We start from the raw sequence: 18699 nt of genomic DNA on the forward strand, positions 1-18699 counted from the left end.
GCGTGCTCATTCCCATGGATGTTCCTTCAGCTTGTCTTCCAGGAAATCGCGGAACACGCGGATTCTCGGGCTCAGGTGCTTCCTGTTCGAATAAATCAGGTAAATCGGCTCTTTACCCGGCAGGTTAAAGTCGCTTAGCAGCGGGACCAATCGACCCTGCCGGATGTCCTCGCCGATGTGAAACTGCGCCAGCTTGACGATCCCCGCGCCGTTCAAGGCCATCTCCCGCAGCAAGTCACCTTGGGCAAAAACGGCCTTGGGGGCAATCGGCAGGGTGACGATGCCCGCCTCGGCGTCGCCTGTCCCGGCACGAAATTGCCAGGTGTTCCAGGCGCTGTGAAAGCCGAAGTTGAAGCAGTCGTGGTTCAGTAAGTCCTGCGGCTGAGCAGGCGTCCCTTTGCGCGCCAGGTAATCCGGTGACGCGCAGGTAACCCACGCGCTTTCACCGATCTTCCGCGCGATTCGCGAAGAGTCTGGCAGTCCGCCGCTGTGAATTGCCACGTCCAGCCCCTGATCGAACAGGTCCACGTACTGCGGCCCCACTTGCACATCCACCGTCAGGCCGGGGTAACGCGCCAGGAATTCCGGCAGCCACGGCAGGATCTGGTGTTTGGCGAACGTGGTCATCGTGTGAATCCGCAGCGCGCCGCTGACCCGGCCGGGAAATGCTTCCGCCAGCGAGTCCGCTTCAGCCATCGCATAGATCACCGCCCGCGCACTGACCAGATAGGCCGAGCCTTCCTCGGTCAGGGTCAACGTGCGGGTGCCGCGCTGAAACAGCCGCACCTGCAAACGGTCTTCAAGCCGGGTGATCAGCTTGCTGATGGCCGAAGGGGTCAGGCCGTTGGCCCGCGCCGCCGCCGAGAAATTGCCATGTTCGGTCGCCCACATGAAGGCCAGCATCTGTGAGTAGTTATCCATCTGCACGCTCGCGACAGGCTACGGTGGGCGCAGCCTGCCAGCATTCGGGCACACGAACAAGCCACACGCCCGTCGCCGGAGATCGGCCTGTCAGCGAATGAACTGCTCGATGTATTCGTCCGGCAGCCCCAGGGATTTGTAATGTTTGCGTGCGGTTTCGAGCTTGGTGAACACGTCCTCGTACCCCACGGCCACGCCTTGCGGGTCAACGTACGTGTAACCGCCCTGGACGTGGAACCAGGTGATCATTTCTTCCACGTCTTCCGGCACGAACAGGGTGTGGGTTTCCCCTGGCGGCTCGTAGGCGAAAGAACCTTCGGTGGCCACCCAATCGTGTTCGAGGTAATACCAGCGACCTTTAAGGACCAGCGCATGCACGCCGCCGCTGTGGCGATGACGGGACAGCACGCCGCTCTGGCGGACGCGCAGCAGGTTGATGTAATAGCCGCCGGTGGTGCTGAGCAACAGGGGTTTGAACGAGACCGACGCGGTGACCGGCACCCATAGATTGTCGTCTTGCAGCCAGTCGGTGAGGACGCCAGCGTGCACCATGTCCGGCGTCATGAACGGCACTTGGGGCAGTTGATAAGGGATTGCGAGTTCATCTGGCTTGGGGGCTGTGCTCATCGGTCTCTTTCCACGGTCAGTGATCAGAATCCCCAGAAGCATGTGTGTCCGGGGTTGAGCACAGCGTAGGCGAGGGTTCAGGGCAATAAAACACCACAGATGGCACAGCCAGTGTGAATGCTCGTCACAGGTGGGCGCGTTAAAAATGAGTCAATGCAGCATGCGTCTGACGTCGGCCAGCCCATCCTTGAGAATGGCATTGAGTTCCCGCCAGGGGTAACGGGCTCCGGCCGCAGAGACCTCGCAGGTCTCGGTGTGTTTGAACGGTTGCTCGTTCAACGCGGGGCACTGCCCGGCACCACAGGACCGGCACACCAGTTTGTGGCCATGGATGATCCAGTCCTTGTTCCAGCAATCCAGGGTGAAAGGGGGACGTTTGCTCGACATACATACACCTCCCGAAGTGAGAAACGGCATGGGTGATTCGGTTGATGGGGCGGGGATTGTCTGGGGGCGAGCGGACGGCTGGGCGTCATCCCCGAGAAAGACATAAAGAGTGTAGGAGGGTTTTGCAAGGTGAGCAGGCAACTGGTCGGATCGCCGCGGCGCCCGCGAAGGCCCGGCAGGACCTCAACGATCTGTTCGTTCTTCTGGATGACACCGTGGTGGTGCATAACCCCTGAAGGCGTGTCGTCGTGCGCAGCAGGCGCAAACCCCGCGTGAGCGAGCGTGGTTTGCGTCTCTGCGGCTGTACACGCGCCGAACGGTGACGTTCTTAATCATGGCAACGGGGAGATTTAGGTACTATCTGCGCACTGCGACCCGATCAAGGCGAGCGGGATTAGAGCGTCTGGCGGGGTTGATTAAGCATGCAGGGAACTGAAGAAAGTCTTGAGCAGAAGTCGTTCGCTCAATTGCGGCCGCTCAAGATATCCAGCGAGATTCTGGCCGCCGTGGCGTGCTGCGTGGTGTTGTTCGTGGCCAGCCGGACCCAGCCCATATCGCCTTGGTTGTATGGCTACTGCGCCATTGCCGGGGTCATCTGTTTTCTCACGTACCGCGCCCGCACCACTCGGGAGTTGTGGCTGACCGGGCTGCTGCTGTTGTGCACCTGCACCGCGTGCCTCGGTTCACTGGCCATCGCCCTGGGCAATCCGCTGCTCTGGTTCCTGCCCATCGGGCTGGTCTTGAGCTTGCCGGTGTCGGCCATGCATTTTCATCCGCTGCAGGCCTTGAGCACCGGCGCGGCCATCTGGGCCACGCTGTTTTACACGGTGCAACCGGCCTTTGATCGGCAACTGGACCTGACCCTGACACTGATCCTCATCACCGGCAGCCTGCTGGTGGCCACGTTGGTGTGCCAGACGTTTTGCCTGATTCGCAAGGATGTGTTCGACCTGCAACATCAACTGCACGGCATGGCCTACAAGGACACCCTGACCGGGCTGCCCAACCGGCGCGCCTTCATCGAACGGCTCACCGCCACCGTGGAAGACGGAAGCGCCACGTCGCCGCTGTTCTTCCTGATGCTCGACATCGACGATTTCAAGAAGATCAACGACGGCTACGGTCACGACGTCGGCGACCGGGTATTGGTCGAAGTCGGCAGGCTGTTGAAGGACCGGAGCCAGAGCCATAACTTCGCCCGGCTAGGCGGCGAAGAGTTCGCCGTCGCGGCTCAAGTGCACGACCTCGCGGCGGCACAAGGGCTGGCACTGGCCATCGTCGAAGCCGTCAACACCAGCCCGTTATACGGCCTGACGTTGTCGATCAGCGTGGGCGTAGCGGAGCGTGAGCCAGGCGAGTCGATGTTCAGCCTGATGCGCCGCGCCGACCTGGCGTTGTACGACGCGAAAAGTGCGGGCAAGAACCGCTTCGCGATGGCCCCGTCGGAAGCGGCCAACGCCTGATCTTCACGGGTTTTACCGGGTCATGTGCGCAATCGTGGCTCGCTGTGAACGCACTCGACCAGAAAATCCATCACCGCCTTGACCGACGGCGAGCGCCGAAGATCGGGGTACACCGTCAGCCACAGATCACGGGCGGGCCCTTCGCTGTCGACCGTCAGACGGCGCAGCGCCGGGTCGCCGTCGCCCACGGTGGTCGGCAGCACCACCGCCCCCAATCCGGACCGGGCCGCCACCTGCTGAGACATCAAGTCGCTGGCGGCAAACACCACCGGGCGATGACGACGAATCTGGTGCAACCACGCCTGCTGCGGGAGGTGATCGCGGCTTGCGTCGTAACCGATGAACGTCCATTGCTCGGCGGGCTGCTCGGCAAACGCAGCGCTGGCGTAGAGCGCGAACCGCACCACGCCGACCTTGCGACGGACCAACGCGTCTTCCTCGGGCCGCACCGTGCGCAAGGCGATGTCGGCTTCGCCTTTGTCCAGCGCCGCCAGCGACAGCGAGGGCAACAGTTCCACGTTCAAGCGAGGGTGCTGGCGTCGCAGCTCGGCCATGCGTGGCGCAAGGGTGTGAATGGCCAGCGATGGCGGCGCGCTGACCTTGACCGTGCCCGCCACGTCGATGGACGCCACCCGCGACAACTGCTGCACTTCACTGGCAATCCCGGGCAGCGCTTCCAGAATCCGGCTCAAGGCCCGGCCGTCCTCCGTCAGCGGCCGACTGCGGGGCAAACGGTCGACCAGACGCAGGCACAGCGCTTTTTCCAGTGCGTCGAGGCGCCGTCCCACGGTCGCGTGCTCTACTTGCAATTCGCGGGCGGCCGCGGACAGCGACTGCGTGCGGGCCAGCACCGAAAACACGTACAGATCCTGCCAATCGAACATCGGGTTATTTCCGAACGGAGAGTGGGAAAGTTTGGGGAATTATCGAACCGACTGCTGCGTTTTAACATGGATCGCATCGACGACGACAACCGTCCCGGAACTGACCCAGGAGTAACCTCCGATGAAAGGCATCATGATCCAGACCTACGGCGGACCCGAGGTCGTGCAATTGCGCAACGACCTGCCCACACCCGAGGTCACGCCGGGCCACGTAGTGGTCAAGGTCGCTTACGCCGGGATCAACTTCATGGACGTGCACACCCGTCAGGGCAAGTACGCGTCCTCCGCCACCTACCCGGTGCGAGCGCCCTGCACGCTAGGCATGGAGGGCGCCGGGAGAATCGTCGAGGTGGGCGAGGGCGTTACGCACTTGGCGGTCGGTGATCGGGTGGCGTGGTGCATCGCGTGGGGCAGCTATGCCGAGTACGCCAGCGTGCCTGCTGAAAAAGTCGCAAAAATCCCCGATGCCATTCCCTACGACCTGGCCGCTGCGACGATTTTTCAGGGCGCGACCGCGCATTACTTGGTGGACGACATCGCCCGATTGGGGCCAGAGAGCACCTGCCTGATTCACGCCGGGTCCGGCAGCATCGGCCAGTTGCTGATCCAGATGGCCAAGGCACGGGGCGCCGACATTTTCGCCACCGCCAGCAGCGATCGGAAATGCGCGATTGCCACCGAGCGCGGCGCCCATCACGCGATGCGCTACGACGAAGGCGGTTTTGCGGATCGCATTCGTGAAGCGACACAAGGCAAAGGCGTGGATGTGGTGTTCGATTCGGTGGGCAAAACCACCTTGCGCGACAGCTTCAGGGCGTGCCGCACTCGCGGGCTGATTGTCAATTACGGCAACGTCTCCGGCTCGGTCACCGACCTCGACCCCATCGAACTCGGGGAGGGCGGTTCACTGTTTCTCACCCGGCCTCGGCTGGCGGATCACATGGCCGACAGAGCCACGGTTCAACGCCGCGCCGATGCCGTGTTCGGGGCCATTCTCGACGGAACGCTGAAGATCGAGATCGAAGGTCGTTACCGGATGGAAGACGTCCAGACCGTTCACGCCCGGATCGAAGCCCGGGAGCAGATCGGCAAGTCGGTGCTGTGGGTGGCGGATGTGGATTGAACGTTAAGGTCGCCGCTTCTTTGCGCGATCAGTTGTTCGATTCAGTCTGCGGGCTCGGCTCGGCAGCGGCTTCAGCCTCAAGCTTTGCCCGGTCGGCCTTGCTGATGTAGGTGGACTTTTTCTTCGGGGCCAGTTTGGCGCTGGCTTTTTTGGCCTTGGCCTTGAACAACTGTTGGAGCTTTTTCTGACGGTTCATCTTCGACTCGGCGCGTTCGGGCGGTGATGCGGAGGGACGCGCATTGTAGCGGTGGCGTGCCCTGGCCGATAGCAGCCGTCCTGCCAACCGACGAGCCGACGCCCTCTGCTACTATCGCCAGCCTGTAAACGTCATCCCATGATCTTCGTGAGGCCGAGGAAATGAACAAGGATCAAGCCGATTTCGAGGGCAGCTGCCACTGCGGCACCGTGCGCTTTCGCGTCCGACTCGCCGATGGACTGCACACCGCCCGTCGTTGCAACTGCTCGTACTGCAGGATGCGTGGCGCGGTCGCCGTGACTGCCCGTCAGGAAGACCTGCAGATCGTGACAGGCGAAGACGCCCTCACGCTGTACGAATTCAACACGCGCACGGCCAGGCATTACTTCTGTTCCAGGTGCGGCATCTACACCCACCATCAACGCCGCTCCAACCCCACACAACTGGGGATCAATGCCGCGTGCCTGAGTGGCATCAGCCCGTTCGATTTTGCCGAGGTGCCGGTGAACGACGGGGTCAATCATCCTTCCGACAGAAAACGTGAAGGCGGGAGCGGCATTCTCGGGGTGTTGCGCTTTGAGCCGACGGAGGAAAAAGACCGCTAAGAAAGGGTCTGACTGTCGGACACATTCCGGCGCTGCCATCACCGGCTTGTATGATCAGCCCTGACGGTATTCCTTCGTGGTCTTGCCGGTCCAGCGCTTGAAGGCACGCCTGAAGTTGGTGGGCTCCGAGAAACCGAGCAGTAGGGCAATGTCATCAGTGCTCATCACGGTCGTCTTCAAGTATTCGACCGCCAGTGAACAGCGGACGTCATCGACGATGGCGGCGAACGACGTGTCTTCCATCTGCAGCTTGCGGCGCAGGCTGCGGGTGGTCATGTGCAAATGCTCGGCCACCGCTTCCATGCTCGGAAACTCTCCTGGCGTCTGCATCATCATCTGATAGACCTCTCCGGCAATGCCCGCCGACACCTTCGCCTGCCCGATCAATCGTTCACAGGTTTCCTGGAGCACGGTCGCGGTCAGGCGATGGGCAAGGTGCGGCTTCTGATCGAGAATCGCGCTGTCGTAATGCAGCTCGCATTGCGGGTGGTCGAACACGCACGGACACCCCAGATAGTCGGGGTAGAGGTGGGCATAGGCGGGCGCGGGGTAGGAAAAGCAGGCTTTGGTCGGCGGGCAGCTCTGGCCGAACACGTCTTGAAGATGAGTGACGTGCTGGGTGAATTGCTGCTCGATCCAGAACTGTTTGATTTCCCGGGACGGGCTCGGTGTAGAAGCATCGGGAAACGTCCACACCGTGCGGTCTTCGTATTCCTGCCATTCAATGGTCAGCGTCGGCGTGGCCAGCGCGTGGTATTTCACTCCCAGCCGAAAATAATCACGCAATGACAGGCACGACATCAGCGCATATCCATACATGCCGTAGGCAGACAAGTGCAGGCGTGCGCCAGTCTTGAACGGGGTGGCCGGGTCTTTGGACAGCGACACGGCATTGCCGCACACGGTCGCGTACTGGCGGACCGAGGTGAGGGCAGTGGCGTCGTTGATCTGGTCTTCCGTTATGCCGCTGCCTTTCAGGCTGTCGGCAGGGGCGATCCCTTGTTCACCGAGGACTTCCACCAACGCTGCAATCTTGTAAGGGGCATAGATGCGTTCGTTGAACAGCGGCAGTTTTCGTGACATTCATGGGGCTCCGCTCAATGTCCTTCAGGGATTCTTTAGTGTCCGGTAAGGATCTTACTGCGAATGCGCAAACGCAATAAGCTGATCTCGACACGCGCCGCGCCTGCCTGACGTCATTCGCGATGGCGCCCACGCCAATAAAAACAAAGGTTGTCCTTCATGAGCTCGCCGAACCGAAAGGTCATCATTTCCTGCGCGATCACTGGCGCTACCCACACGCCGTCGATGTCCGAGTACCTGCCCCTGACGCCCGCCGAGATCGAACGACACGCCATCGAGGCCGCCGAGGCAGGCGCGGCGATTCTCCATCTGCACGCCCGAGACCCTGAAGACGGGCGCCCCACGCCCGATCCCGACGTGTTCGCCCGATTCGTACCCGCGATTGCCCGCGCCACCGACGCCGTCATCAATATCACCACGGGTGGCAGCACTCGGATGACGCTGGCCGAACGGCTGGCGTATCCCCTGACGGCTCAACCGGAGCTGTGCTCGTTGAACATGGGCTCGATGAATTTCTCGATCCATCCGATCGCCCGCAAGATTGCGTCGTGGACGTATGACTGGGAGCGTGAACACGTCGAGGGCATGGAAGATGTGGTGTTCAAGAACACGTTCAAGGACATCCGCCAAATCATGCAGCAACTGGGCGAATGCGGCACGCGGTTCGAGTTCGAATGCTACGACGTCGGGCACCTCTACAACCTGGCGCATTTCGTCGAGCAAGGGCTGGTCAAGCCACCGCTGTTCATCCAGTCCTGCTTCGGGATTCTGGGTGGACTGGGTGCCGACCCGGAAAACATGCTGCTCATGCGCACCACGGCCGACCGGCTGTTCGGGCGCGAGAACTACGAGTTTTCAATCCTTGGCGCAGGGCGTCACCAGCTGCCTTTCGTGACCATGGGTGCGATCATGGGCGGCCATGTGCGGGTGGGCCTGGAAGACAGCATCTACCTCGCCAAAGGGGTCAAGGCCAAGACCAACGCCGAACAGGTGCGCAAGGTTCGGCACATTCTCGAGGAACTGTCATTCGAGATTGCCACCCCGCAGGAAGCCCGCCAGATGCTGGGCCTCAAGGGCCGTCAAAACGTGCACCTGCAGTGATGCGACGCGGCCAGACTATCGAGCAGTCAGAACAACAAGAAGAGGTTTGATCATGACGGTCATGTCCAACGCTGCGCAGCTCCATGCGCTCGCGACCCGGCGAGCGATGGTTCGATTGATACCGTTGATGTGCGCCATTTATTTCATGTCCTACCTGGACCGTACCAACGTTGCACTGGCGAAGGCGGCGCTCAATGCTGACCTGGGGATCAGCGCGGCGGCGTTCGGACTGGGCGCGGGCATTTTTTTCATCGGCTACGCCTTGCTCGAAGTCCCCAGCAATCTGCTCGCCCACCGCATCGGGCCACGACGCTGGATTGCCAGGATTGCAGTGACTTGGGGCGTGCTGTCTTCTGCGATGATGTTCGTGCAGGGCGAGGCGTCGTTTTACCTGCTGCGGGTGCTGCTGGGCATTGCCGAGGCCGGTCTGTTTCCGGCCTTGATGTACATGGTGACCCTGTGGTTCGCGCCCAAGGACCGCGGCATCGCCATCGGCTGGATTTACATCGCCCCGGCGCTGGCGCTGGTCATTGGCAACCCGATCGGCGGCGCGTTGATGCGGCTGGACGGGGTGAGCGGTTTGCACGGCTGGCAATGGATGTTTTTGCTGGAAGGCCTGCCGAGTGTGGTGGTTGGCGTGATCCTCTGGTTCAAATTGCCGGACCGGCCACGGGATGCGCGCTGGCTGAATGCGGCGCAGGCGCAATCGCTGGAGACCCACGCACTGCTACCGGGGCAGGGTGAGCCTCATCGCTATTCCGGGCAGTGGATGAAGGCGTTGACGCGGCCGACCACGATCCTCATCGGCCTGATTTACTTCCTTAACCAAGTAGCGTTCGTGGGCCTCGTGTTCTTCACGCCGTCGATCATCCAACAGATGCAGATCACCTCGCCGCTCACCGTGGGCCTGTTGTCCAGCAGCGTCGGCTTCGGTTTTCTCGCGGGGGTTCTGGTGCTGCCGAGGGTGCATCGCACCGTGGATCGTGACACGTATTGCCTGAGTCTGTTCACTGTGGGGCTGATCGCCAGTTCAGTGGCGTTCACCGTGATCGATGACGCGATAAGCCGCATTGCGCTGTTCACGGCCACCTCAGTCTTCGCCGGTGGCGTATTGCCGACTTATTGGGCCATCGCGATGAAACGGCTGCAGGGCATCGAAGCGGCCGCCGGGCTGGCCTTCATCAACACGCTCGGTTTGCTGGGTGGTTTCGTCGGCCCGTTTCTGTTTGGCCTGGCGGAGAAGGCATCAGGACTCAGTTCGTCCGGCTTTTACGTGATCGTGGCCGCCGCCGTGCTCGGCTTGCTCCTCGTACCCTTGTTGGGCATGGCGATCAACGCGCAAGCGGGTCGCCCATTGACTGAACCTGCCATTGAAGGAAGGGAAGCGCTGTGAAGATTGTCGATTTGCTCAAACCGCCCGCGGGTCTGAAAGTTTTGATCACCGGGGGCGCCGCTGGAATCGGTGCGGTCATTGCCAGGGCCTTCCACGAAGTCGAGGCCCAGGTGTATATCTGCGACATCGACGGCGAGGCCGTGGAACGGATGAAGCGCGAACACCCCGGCTTACGGGGCAGCGTGGCGGATGTTGGCGTCCGGCACGACGTGGACCGCATGATGGACGAGGCGACGTCATCGCTCGGCGGCGTGGACGTGCTGGTCAACAATGCCGGCATCGCAGGCCCCACCGGCAACCTCGAGGATCTGGATCCGGACGCGTGGGAGCACACCGTCTCGACCAACCTCAACAGTCAGTATTACGTGCTGCGCAAGGCTGTGCCCTGGCTGAAAATGTCAAACTGCAACCCCCACATCATCGCCATGTCGTCGGTTGCCGGTCGCCTCGGTTATCCCTTCAGAACGCCTTACGCCTCAACCAAATGGGCGATCATCGGGCTCATGAAGTCGCTGACCGGCGAACTGGGGCCAGACAACGTCAGGGTCAACGCTATCTTGCCGGGCGTGGTGGCGGGCGAGCGCATGAACCGGGTCATCGATGCACGGGCGCAGACGCTGGGGATCGGCTTCGACGCGATGCGGGACCAGTATCTGGAAAAGATTTCCCTGCGCCGCATGGTGACCATGGAAGACGTCGCAGCCATGGCGCTGTTCCTTTCCTCTCCCGCTGCGGTCAACATCAGCGGCCAGGCAATCAGCGTGGACGGGAACGTCGAATACCTGTGAGCGTACCCCGCTAGCCGAGGGCTACGCCAACTGCTGTTCAATCGTCTTGCTCAACGGCGTCTCGACGTCGCCGGTGTGCAGGGTGTCCATCGGCTCGATCAGCACGATCCAGCATTCCTCGTCGGCCACCGGGTTGTGCAGCACGCCTTTGGGCACGACGTGGATCGACCCGGCAGGCAACTGGGAGACGCGGCCCCCTTCGTATTCGATTTTCAGGTGGCCGCGCAGGACGTAGAACAGCTCGTCCTGTTCCGCGTGGTTGTGCCAGACGAATTGCCCCAGCAATTTCGCTACTTTGACGTATTGGTTGTTCACTTGCGCCACGACCTTCGGCGACCAGTGTTCGGTGATGTCGTCGAAGCAGGCATTCAGGTCGAAGGATTCGGCAAACGGCAGGCTGAGCATGGTCAACTCCAGGTGGGAATGATGGACAAAACGAGCAGGGCGGCCATGGCCAGGTTGAACACTCGCCAGTGATACGACGTGCGCAGCAGCCGCGCCAACAGCACGCCGAGCCAGCACCAGAGGGTCAGCGAGGCACACGCGGCGAGGCCGAACGACACGCCCAATAACGCTGCAAATCCGGCAGGGTAGGTCGCCAGAGGGGAAAACGCGGCGGCCGCGCTGACGGTCATGGCCCAGCTTTTCGGGTTCAACAAGAGAAGCGGAATGGCGTTGGTAAAACCCAGCGGCTCATCCGATCCGGCGCCAGGCCCTGCACCTGTCGAAGGTGCGCCGCTGCGAGCGATGCGCCACGCCAGCCACAGCAGATAGGCTGAGCCCGCGACCTTGACCGCGAGTTCCAGTCCGGGTGCTTGAGCGATCAGGTTGCCGAGGCCGAACGCGGCGATCGTGGCGACAAACGCGAGGCTGAAGGCGATCCCGAGGATCAGCGGCAGGGAACGGCTTAAACCGAATCGCGCACCGGAGGCGGTGGCAAGGGATGTTGCGCCGCCAGGAGACAGTGTCGAAGCGGCGACGAACAGAAACAGGGGCAACAGCGTGGGCATCGGCCTTTCATCCGGCAGTTGAATGCCGCCGACAGTACGGCTGGCTCGCGGATTAGAAAATCGAATATCTTTAATGCCTGACATTACTGATCGTAATCCCGCCATGACCCGAAACCTCGACCTCAGTTTGATTCGCACCTTCGTCGTTGTCGCCGATCACGGCAGCATGACCGCCGCCGCCAATGCGCTGTTCATGACCCAGGGTGCGGTCAGTCAGCAGGTGAAGCGCCTTGAAGAAACCCTCGGCTGCCAGTTGCTGATTCGCAAACCCCGGCAATTGGAGCTGTCGCAACAGGGCGAGCTGTTTCTGGCCAAGGCCCGGCAGTTGCTGCAATTGAACGACGACATCTGGGCGGACACCGTCGAAGGGCCGATTCGCGGGCATCTGCGGGTCGGCGCACCGCCTGATCTCATCACTTCGCTGGCACCGGCCATGAAAGCGTTTACCGACGCCCACCCGCTGGTGGAGTTGTCGTTGAAATGCGAGCCGTCGCCGGTGCTGCACGAAGCCATCGACAACGGTCATCTCGACGTGGCGCTGATCGAATACCTCACCCCCAACGCCCAAGGTCGGGTGATTCGCACCGAGCCGCTGGTGTGGGTGGGAAGTCGCAGCAGCGAGGTCTGGAAAACCCGGCCGTTGCCACTGTCATTGGTGGACGAGCGCTGCGTGTTTCGCCCATTGGTGCTGGGCGCGCTGGCGAAGGAGGGGATTGCCTGGCGGACCGTGTTCGAGAACGGCAGCTTCGAAGCCACCGCGTCCACCGTGCGGGTCGGTCTGGCGATTACCGCATGGCTGGCGTCCACCGTGCCGGAGGACCTGAAAGTGTTGCCGGACGACATCGGGTTGCCCGAACTGCCCGCGTTCGCCATTTGCTTGCGCTTGCCTGCGACCGTTCAGCCGGTGGCCGAGGCGTTCGCGCAATGCCTGTTGGACAGCTTGCGCCACGAAGACATCGAGCGGATCGAGGAACCGGCAATGGCCTGATCGCTCAGGTCATTGCCGGGAATGTTTTAGCGCAGGCCGCCCGACACGACGAGCAGTTCGCCGGTCACCCAACGCGATGCATCCGAGGCGAGGAAGGTCGCCACATCGGCGATGTCATCCGGTTGCCCGGCACGGCCCAGCGGGGTCAGGGCCACGAAATGTTTCTCCATGTCTGAACCGGTAATACCGCCCGCGTGGGTGCCTTCGGTCTCGGTGTAGCCGGGGTTGATGGCGTTGACGCGGATCTTGCGCGGCGCCAGCTCGTTGGCCAGCACGCCAGTAATGGCGTCCACGGCGCCCTTGGTGCCGGTGTAGATGGCACTGGTGGCTGGGGACAGCGAGGTGACGCTGGAGCTGATGTTGATCACGCTGGACCCTTCGCTCAAGTGTTTGGACGCCGCCTGCGTCACCAACAACAGGCCGAGGACGTTGGTGTTGAACTGGCGGTGAAACTCGTCTTCGGTGATCTCTTCCAGCGACGAAAACGCATAGACGCCGGAGTTGTTGACCACGATGTCGAGGCGCCCGTAAGCGTCGATGGCGGTTTGCACGAACTTCTGCGCATCGGCCGCTTTTGTGACGTCGCCGCCGACCACGGTGGCCTTGCCGCCGCTTTCAACGATCTTCGCCGCCACGGCTTCCGCCGCTGACTGAGCGCTGGCGTAGGTCACCACCACCGCCGCGCCTTCAGCGGCCAGCGCCTTGGCAATGGCCGCGCCGATGCCTTTGGAAGCGCCGGTGACGAGTGCAACTTTTCCTTCTAACTGAGCCATGATGTTCTCGCATCTGAATGAAGCATTTAGGGAATGAAGCGACTGCGTTGGCCTCGTGGCCGTGTGGCCTCGGAGTGCCGGGTGAAATCGAAAGGGGTCGTCAATGGCGGTCTATGAGTGAATCCCGGATCTGACGCTCCTGAAAAGAAAGAGAAAAATTGTGCGTTCAAAGACAACAATTAGCGGCAAAAAAAAAATCACGGACCGTCTTCGATGGCCGTCACGATTTGAGAGAGGGTGTGTTGCGCAAGGCCCTGTTCGAATGACGTTTGTGCGCTGCACAGCACGCCTTCGAGGCAGCCTTTGATATTGCGACTGACGTGACAGCCCTCGGCGACGGCATACCCGTGGACCACATAGGCCTTGGGCGCATCGCTGGCGTTGTAAATGTCGAGCAGGGTGATCTCAGTGGCGGGTCGCGCCAGCATGCAGGACCCTGTTTTGCCTCGGGTGGTGGTGACCAGACCGGCCTTGGCCAGCTTGGAAATCACCCGCCGCACAAAGCTGGGGTCGGCGTTGACACTGCTGGCCAGATCGGACGAACGCGTGGGCTCGCCGGGGCGGACCGCCAGCGAAGCCATGATGTGCGAAGCGACTGAGAACTGAACGTTGGGCTGAGGCATATTGTGAAACTAATCGTCACAATTCTGTTTGTCAACTAAGGATGGCGGGCTGCGCGAAACGGGCTGCGTTTGAAACCTTGGGTGTTTCAGGTGCAGCGCGTATGCCGTGTTTACTGCCGCTGCGCGGCAGGCATCCAGACAACTCAAAATCCGGTTGCGCGCACAGTCCTGTGGGAGTTGGCTTGCCTGCGATCTGCCGCGCAGCGGCAGCAAAACCGGTGCATGCAATGGCGCTGGCACGGCGCAGGGGGCGGCTTCAGGGATTCCACCGCCACACCGGGTTCGAAAGGTGCTCGGCGAAAAAATCCGACAGCGCGCGGATTTTTGCGGGGCGGCTTCGCGCCGAGGGGGTGACAAAATACAGTCCGCCCCGGGCCATGCTCCAGCCCGGCAGGAGCGTGACCAGTCGGCCATCCGCGAGGTATTCGGCGGCAATGAACTCGGGGAGTTCGGCAATCGCCAGCCCCTCCAGCAGCACCGGGAGCAGCGCGTCCGAGTTGGTGACCCGCAACCGGCCTTTCGGCGCCACGTCTTCTTCCGTGCCGTCGGTGTGGGTGAAACGCCACAGGTCACTGCGCGCCCGATAGGCATAACTGAGGCATGACCGATCGGCGAGCTCTCGCGGATGCGCCGGATGCCCGTGCTCCGCCAGGTAACCCGGCGAGGCCACCAGAAATTGCGTCACAGAACACAGTCGGCGCGCCACCAATGAGGAGTCGGGCAATACGGCGATGCGCAGTGCGGCATCGAAACCCTCGGCGATCAAGTCCACCGATGCGTCAGAAAGGTGAAGGTCCACCGACAGCTCAGGGTATTGGCGCAGCAGTTGGGGCAACAACGGCGCGACCCAGCGCAGACCGAACGCCATCGGCATCGCCAGGCGGACTTGCCCGCGAGGCTGGACGGCCAGATCCTGCGCCTCACTCTCCACCTCTTCGGCCTGCCGATAGATCTCCCCGGCCTTCGCCGCCATGCTTGAACCGAACTCGGTCAATGCCAGTTGCCGAGAAGTCCGGTTGAACAGCCGACCGCCCAGACGCTCCTCCAGCCGGGCCACCGCCCGCGAAACGGTAGGGACGGAAACGCCCATCAGCCGCGCCGCTGCCGCGAATGACCCTTCTTCCGCCACCTTGGCGAACATGGCGAGACCTTCGAAATCGGGGAGTTTGCTCATTTCATTTCTGCAATGATGGATTGCGGACAATTCTATTTTGAAAGGTGTCAGTCGTCGATAAGCTTCTCCTCACCGAAACACCTTACCGAACTCACTGACTGACCTTTCTGGAGAAACACCATGGCTCGCAAACTCGAAGGCAAAATCGCACTGGTGACCGGCGGCACCACGGGCATCGGCTTGGCCACCGCCAAACGCTTCGCCGAAGAAGGCGCCCACGTTTACCTCACCGGCCGCCGTCAGGCCGAACTCGACGCCGCCGTCGCACAAGTCGGTAACGCCACCGGCGTTCGAGTGGACTCCACTCGCCTCGATCAACTCGACGCGCTTTATGCACAGATCGGCGCGGAGAAAAGGCACCTTGACGTGCTGTTCGCCAACGCCGGTGGCGGTTCAATGGTGCCGCTGGGCGAGATCACCGAAGCGCACTACGACGACACGTTCGAGCGCAACGTGAAAGGCGTGCTGTTCACGGTCCAGAAAGCCCTGCCGCTGCTGGCGAAAAACGCCTCAGTGATCCTCACCGGTTCGACCGCTGGCAGCTCAGGCACTGCGGCCTTCAGCGTGTACTCGGCCTCGAAAGCCGCTGTGCGCGCCTTCGCCCGCAGCTGGATTCTCGACCTCAAGGACCGCAACGTACGCGTCAACACCTTGAGCCCTGGCGCCACCAAAACCCCTGGCTTGGTTGACCTGGCCGGCCCGGATGCCGCGCAACAGCAGGGCCTGCTCGACTACCTCGCTTCGCAAGTGCCGATGGGCCGTGTGGGTGAACCGGTAGAAATCGCCAACGCCGCGGTGTTCCTCGCATCAGACGACGCGAGTTTCGTGAATGGCATCGAGCTGTTCGTCGATGGCGGCCAAGCGCAGGTGTGATGGATTAACGCGGGAGGGGAATGCCCCGGCTGTCATCGACGGGCGGCGCAAGAAGTGATGAAAACACCTGGCCAGGCGAGCGAATGCTCAGCCTGGCCAGCGTCATGGGCAAATCAGAACCTGCTATTACTCGTCAGTGCTACCGGCGCCCGACGGGCTTTTGTTGCCAGGGCTGGAGTTGCCGCCGCTGCCCGCTTCGCCACCGGAGCCTGGCAGCGCCGTGCCTTTGGTCTTGGCGCCGTTGGTGCCGGCTGCCTGTTTGTCGGTGTGAGTGGATGTGGTATGGGTCTGGCTCGCTTTGGTTTTGTGGGTGTCGCTAGGGGCAGTGGTGGTGCTGCTCGCGGCCATTACCGGCAGCGAAAGAATGCAGGTCAGTCCTGCCAGGGCGAACGCGGAACTCAGTTTCTTATTCATGTCGTCAAGCCTCATGGTCACTAAATTCAGAGCGCATGCATGCTGACGAGGGCGTCAGCAGCTCTAGTGTTTGGGGCATTGAGGGCGGGGAAAAGTTTGTGAAATTAATCCCCCGGCGATGAACGGTCAGATGTCGGGTGGTAACCCGACGCCCGTACGATGCATTCCCGACCCCGCGAAATCTTGCAGGGAAGGGAATGGCCGGGTGTCAGACCAGACGCGCGCCGCTGGCCTTGTCGAACACATGAACATGGTCGCAACTGCCCCGCAGCGTCAGCTGTTGGCCCAGTTGAAGGTCGCCCTTGCGTGGAAGAGAGGCCACGACCGGAGTCGTACCCGACCTGCCATAGACGTGGCTTTCCGCCCCGGTCGGTTCGATCAGGTCGATAGTGAACGGCAGGCTGAAATCCGACGCCTGCGCGCTGCCGAGGCTGAAATGCTCGGGCCGGATGCCCATCACCACCGGGCTTGCGCTCGCCAGATCGACGCGGCGACCAAGGTCCATCTTCTGATCGCCCACAAGCACCACCGACGTCGAATCCTCCTGCACCAGAATGCCGTCGATCAGGTTCATCGCCGGAGAGCCGATGAACGTGGCGACGAACAGGTTGGCGGGGCGGTCGTAGACCTCAATCGGGGTGCCGACCTGTTCGATGCGCCCGGCGTTCATCACCACGATCAGGTCGGACATGGTCATGGCCTCCATCTGATCGTGGGTCACGTAAATCGCCGTGGTGCCCAGCCGACGCTGCAAGGTGCGGATTTCGATGCGCATCTGCACCCGCAGTTTGGCGTCGAGGTTCGACAGCGGTTCATCGAACAGAAACACCTGCGGCTGACGCACGATGGCCCGGCCCATGGCGACCCGTTGACGCTGCCCGCCGGACAACGCCTTGGGATAACGATCAAGGTAGTTGGAAAGCCCGAGCATGGCGGCCGTTTCTTTGACCGCCGCCGCGATGCGGGCAGGCGATTCCTTGCGCAACTGCAGGCTGAACCCCATGTTCTGGGCCACGGTCATGTGCGGGTACAGCGCGTAGTTCTGGAACACCATGGCGATGTCCCGGTCCTTGGGCGACAGGTCGTTGATGACGCCGCCATTGAGTTCGATGGTCCCGGAAGACACCGATTCCAGACCCGCGATCATCCGCAGGAGCGTGGATTTCCCGCAGCCCGATGCCCCGACCAGCGAGACGAACTGACCGTCGGCAATGCTCAGGTCGATGCCGTGCAACACCGGGATCGTGCCGTAGTTCTTGCGAAGTTGCTGAATGTTTACGGTTGCCATTTCGGGACACTACCTCTGCCGGGCCACTGCTTCAGGAAAGACGTACAACCTTGGTGAGGTGGCGCGGGGCCGTGCTGTCGAGGCCTTTGTGCCGGGCCAGACGCTCACCGAACAGTTGCAGCGCCGGCAGGATCGCCAGGCTTCGGTCCAGACCGGTTTCGCTGACCTCGACGTGCAGGTCGCCGGGGCCGCCCACGCCAATCACCAGCGCGCCTTTTACCTTGAGTTCGCTGTACAACTGGGTCTCTTCCTCGTGGGTTTGCGGGCTGTAGATCAGCACCACGCAGGTTTTTTCATCCACCAGGCTGACCGGGCCATGACGGTATTCCAGCGGGTGGAACACCTGGGTGTAGGTCAGGCTCATTTCCTGGAGTTTCAACGCGCCTTCGCTGGCCAGACCGTAGTAAGCGCCACCGCCGAGGTACACAAAGTGCGTGCGGGACAGCACGGTGGTGTCGACCTGACGATCCAGCGTCTGCATCGCGCGTTCAGCGGTGGCAGCGATGTGAGCGTCAACCGGAGACCCGGCAAGTCGCAGACCCAGCAGCAGCATCAGGCTGGCGGAGCTGCTCATGACGATGCCTTCAGAGGGGTGGGTCGGCGCGAACACCACTTGATCGCTGCCTTTCGCCAGGCTGCTTTCGCTTTCGCAGGTGATGCCGATGGTCTTCAAGCCACGGGCGCGGCTGGCCTGCACGGCCTCGACCGTCTCGGTGGATTCGCCACTGCGGGAGAGGGCGATGACCAGCGCGTCCTGATAGTGCGCCAGATACGCGTCCGGACGACGCGCCCATTCGCCGCCAGGCACGGCGATGGCGCGCTTGCCGTTGAGATTGAACGCGCTGGCCACCGTTTGCGCCAGGTAATACGAAGTGCCACAGCCGACGACCACCACGATGGGGGCGTCCACGGTCGGGAGGGGTTGAGTCAACGCGGCTTGCCAGAAGGGAAACTGCTCGACGATGACGCGTTCGGTAACGTTCAT

22 protein-coding genes are annotated in these 18699 nt (G+C 61.9%); 8 read left to right on the forward strand and 14 right to left on the reverse strand.

The genetic code is table 11. From position 1 onward, the window contains the following. Nucleotides 1-6: 6 nt before the first annotated feature. The 3 genes from AAEO81_RS13525 to AAEO81_RS13535 all read right to left on the reverse strand — a co-directional run bounded on the left by AAEO81_RS13525 (nucleotide 7) and on the right by AAEO81_RS13535 (nucleotide 1935). Nucleotides 7-921, reverse strand: coding sequence for a LysR family transcriptional regulator (locus tag AAEO81_RS13525; protein WP_341964093.1), 915 nt, complete (start codon nucleotides 919-921; stop codon nucleotides 7-9). 90 nt (nucleotides 922-1011) lie between these two features. Beyond that, nucleotides 1012-1548, reverse strand: coding sequence for a 2,4'-dihydroxyacetophenone dioxygenase family protein (locus AAEO81_RS13530; RefSeq protein ID WP_166595312.1), 537 nt, complete (start codon nucleotides 1546-1548; stop codon nucleotides 1012-1014). A gap of 150 nt (nucleotides 1549-1698) precedes the next feature. Beyond that, nucleotides 1699-1935: a hypothetical protein gene (locus tag AAEO81_RS13535; RefSeq protein WP_341964094.1), complete on the reverse strand. Its 237-nt coding sequence runs from the start codon at nucleotides 1933-1935 to the stop codon at nucleotides 1699-1701. A gap of 422 nt (nucleotides 1936-2357) precedes the next feature. Here AAEO81_RS13535 and AAEO81_RS13540 point away from each other — a divergent pair, with 422 nt between their 5' ends. Next, entirely contained in the window at nucleotides 2358-3398 is a 1041-nt protein-coding gene (locus AAEO81_RS13540; protein WP_341964095.1) for a GGDEF domain-containing protein, read from the forward strand. A 20-nt stretch (nucleotides 3399-3418) separates the two neighbouring features. Here the strand turns inward: AAEO81_RS13540 and AAEO81_RS13545 are convergent, their stop codons facing one another. Continuing rightward, complete coding sequence (locus AAEO81_RS13545) at nucleotides 3419-4282, reverse strand: LysR family transcriptional regulator (RefSeq protein WP_341964096.1); 864 nt, start codon at nucleotides 4280-4282, stop codon at nucleotides 3419-3421. Nucleotides 4283-4403: 121 nt separating this feature from the next. Here AAEO81_RS13545 and AAEO81_RS13550 point away from each other — a divergent pair, with 121 nt between their 5' ends. After that, nucleotides 4404-5405 (forward strand): quinone oxidoreductase, encoded by a 1002-nt coding sequence (locus AAEO81_RS13550; RefSeq protein WP_341964097.1) that lies wholly within the window; start codon nucleotides 4404-4406, stop codon nucleotides 5403-5405. 28 nt (nucleotides 5406-5433) lie between these two features. Here the strand turns inward: AAEO81_RS13550 and AAEO81_RS13555 are convergent, their stop codons facing one another. Next, the gene (locus tag AAEO81_RS13555) at nucleotides 5434-5601 is read right to left on the reverse strand and encodes a DUF2986 domain-containing protein (protein ID WP_341964098.1); all 168 of its coding nucleotides are present in this window, start codon (nucleotides 5599-5601) and stop codon (nucleotides 5434-5436) included. A gap of 161 nt (nucleotides 5602-5762) precedes the next feature. Between AAEO81_RS13555 and AAEO81_RS13560 the strand changes: the two genes are divergently transcribed. After that, entirely contained in the window at nucleotides 5763-6206 is a 444-nt protein-coding gene (locus AAEO81_RS13560) for a GFA family protein (protein WP_341964099.1), read from the forward strand. 54 nt (nucleotides 6207-6260) lie between these two features. On the opposite strand, the gene AAEO81_RS13565 is transcribed toward AAEO81_RS13560, so the two are convergent. After that, nucleotides 6261-7289, reverse strand: a complete 1029-nt coding sequence (locus AAEO81_RS13565) for an AraC family transcriptional regulator (RefSeq protein ID WP_341964100.1) — start codon at nucleotides 7287-7289, stop codon at nucleotides 6261-6263. A 159-nt stretch (nucleotides 7290-7448) separates the two neighbouring features. Here AAEO81_RS13565 and AAEO81_RS13570 point away from each other — a divergent pair, with 159 nt between their 5' ends. From AAEO81_RS13570 to AAEO81_RS13580, 3 genes are read left to right on the forward strand one after another with little or no spacing between them, the layout of a single operon-like run. Beyond that, a complete protein-coding gene (locus tag AAEO81_RS13570) occupies nucleotides 7449-8390 on the forward strand; it encodes a 3-keto-5-aminohexanoate cleavage protein (RefSeq protein ID WP_341964101.1) in 942 nt (313 codons plus the stop codon). Between the two features lie 52 nt (nucleotides 8391-8442). Continuing rightward, nucleotides 8443-9783 carry an MFS transporter gene (locus AAEO81_RS13575; RefSeq protein WP_341964102.1) on the forward strand — a complete coding sequence of 447 codons (1341 nt, stop codon included), beginning with the start codon at nucleotides 8443-8445 and terminating at the stop codon, nucleotides 9781-9783. After that, the gene (locus AAEO81_RS13580; protein WP_341964103.1) at nucleotides 9780-10571 is read left to right on the forward strand and encodes an SDR family oxidoreductase; all 792 of its coding nucleotides are present in this window, start codon (nucleotides 9780-9782) and stop codon (nucleotides 10569-10571) included. Before AAEO81_RS13575 ends, AAEO81_RS13580 begins: the two co-directional genes overlap by 4 nt. A 21-nt stretch (nucleotides 10572-10592) precedes the next feature. On the opposite strand, the gene AAEO81_RS13585 is transcribed toward AAEO81_RS13580, so the two are convergent. Together AAEO81_RS13585 and AAEO81_RS13590 are read right to left on the reverse strand one after the other, a co-directional pair. Then, the gene (locus tag AAEO81_RS13585) at nucleotides 10593-10976 is read right to left on the reverse strand and encodes a cupin domain-containing protein (protein ID WP_341964104.1); all 384 of its coding nucleotides are present in this window, start codon (nucleotides 10974-10976) and stop codon (nucleotides 10593-10595) included. 2 nt (nucleotides 10977-10978) lie between these two features. Beyond that, on the reverse strand, nucleotides 10979-11581 hold the full coding sequence (locus AAEO81_RS13590) for a LysE family translocator (RefSeq protein WP_341964105.1): 603 nt from the start codon (nucleotides 11579-11581) through the stop codon (nucleotides 10979-10981). A gap of 73 nt (nucleotides 11582-11654) precedes the next feature. Here AAEO81_RS13590 and AAEO81_RS13595 point away from each other — a divergent pair, with 73 nt between their 5' ends. Next, entirely contained in the window at nucleotides 11655-12569 is a 915-nt protein-coding gene (locus tag AAEO81_RS13595) for a LysR substrate-binding domain-containing protein (protein WP_341964106.1), read from the forward strand. A gap of 26 nt (nucleotides 12570-12595) precedes the next feature. On the opposite strand, the gene AAEO81_RS13600 is transcribed toward AAEO81_RS13595, so the two are convergent. The 3 genes from AAEO81_RS13600 to AAEO81_RS13610 form a co-directional block, all read right to left on the reverse strand. Beyond that, the gene (locus tag AAEO81_RS13600; RefSeq protein ID WP_341964107.1) at nucleotides 12596-13342 is read right to left on the reverse strand and encodes a glucose 1-dehydrogenase; all 747 of its coding nucleotides are present in this window, start codon (nucleotides 13340-13342) and stop codon (nucleotides 12596-12598) included. Nucleotides 13343-13539: 197 nt separating this feature from the next. Then, on the reverse strand, nucleotides 13540-13965 hold the full coding sequence (locus tag AAEO81_RS13605) for an Rrf2 family transcriptional regulator (protein WP_166595327.1): 426 nt from the start codon (nucleotides 13963-13965) through the stop codon (nucleotides 13540-13542). A gap of 256 nt (nucleotides 13966-14221) precedes the next feature. Beyond that, the gene (locus AAEO81_RS13610) at nucleotides 14222-15139 is read right to left on the reverse strand and encodes a LysR family transcriptional regulator (RefSeq protein ID WP_341964108.1); all 918 of its coding nucleotides are present in this window, start codon (nucleotides 15137-15139) and stop codon (nucleotides 14222-14224) included. A 120-nt stretch (nucleotides 15140-15259) separates the two neighbouring features. Between AAEO81_RS13610 and AAEO81_RS13615 the strand changes: the two genes are divergently transcribed. Further along, the gene (locus AAEO81_RS13615) at nucleotides 15260-16012 is read left to right on the forward strand and encodes an SDR family oxidoreductase (protein ID WP_341964109.1); all 753 of its coding nucleotides are present in this window, start codon (nucleotides 15260-15262) and stop codon (nucleotides 16010-16012) included. Between the two features lie 126 nt (nucleotides 16013-16138). Here the strand turns inward: AAEO81_RS13615 and AAEO81_RS13620 are convergent, their stop codons facing one another. The 3 genes from AAEO81_RS13620 to AAEO81_RS13630 form a co-directional block, all read right to left on the reverse strand. Then, a complete protein-coding gene (locus AAEO81_RS13620; protein WP_341964110.1) occupies nucleotides 16139-16426 on the reverse strand; it encodes a hypothetical protein in 288 nt (95 codons plus the stop codon). A gap of 208 nt (nucleotides 16427-16634) precedes the next feature. Continuing rightward, nucleotides 16635-17714 carry a sn-glycerol-3-phosphate ABC transporter ATP-binding protein UgpC gene (gene ugpC, locus AAEO81_RS13625; protein WP_341964111.1) on the reverse strand — a complete coding sequence of 360 codons (1080 nt, stop codon included), beginning with the start codon at nucleotides 17712-17714 and terminating at the stop codon, nucleotides 16635-16637. Nucleotides 17715-17745: 31 nt separating this feature from the next. After that, nucleotides 17746-18699, reverse strand: coding sequence for an SIS domain-containing protein (locus tag AAEO81_RS13630; protein ID WP_341964112.1), 954 nt, complete (start codon nucleotides 18697-18699; stop codon nucleotides 17746-17748).

It is taken from the genome of Pseudomonas sp. RC10 (genome assembly GCF_038397775.1).
GTDB classification, from domain to species: Bacteria; Pseudomonadota; Gammaproteobacteria; order Pseudomonadales; family Pseudomonadaceae; genus Aquipseudomonas; species Aquipseudomonas bambusae.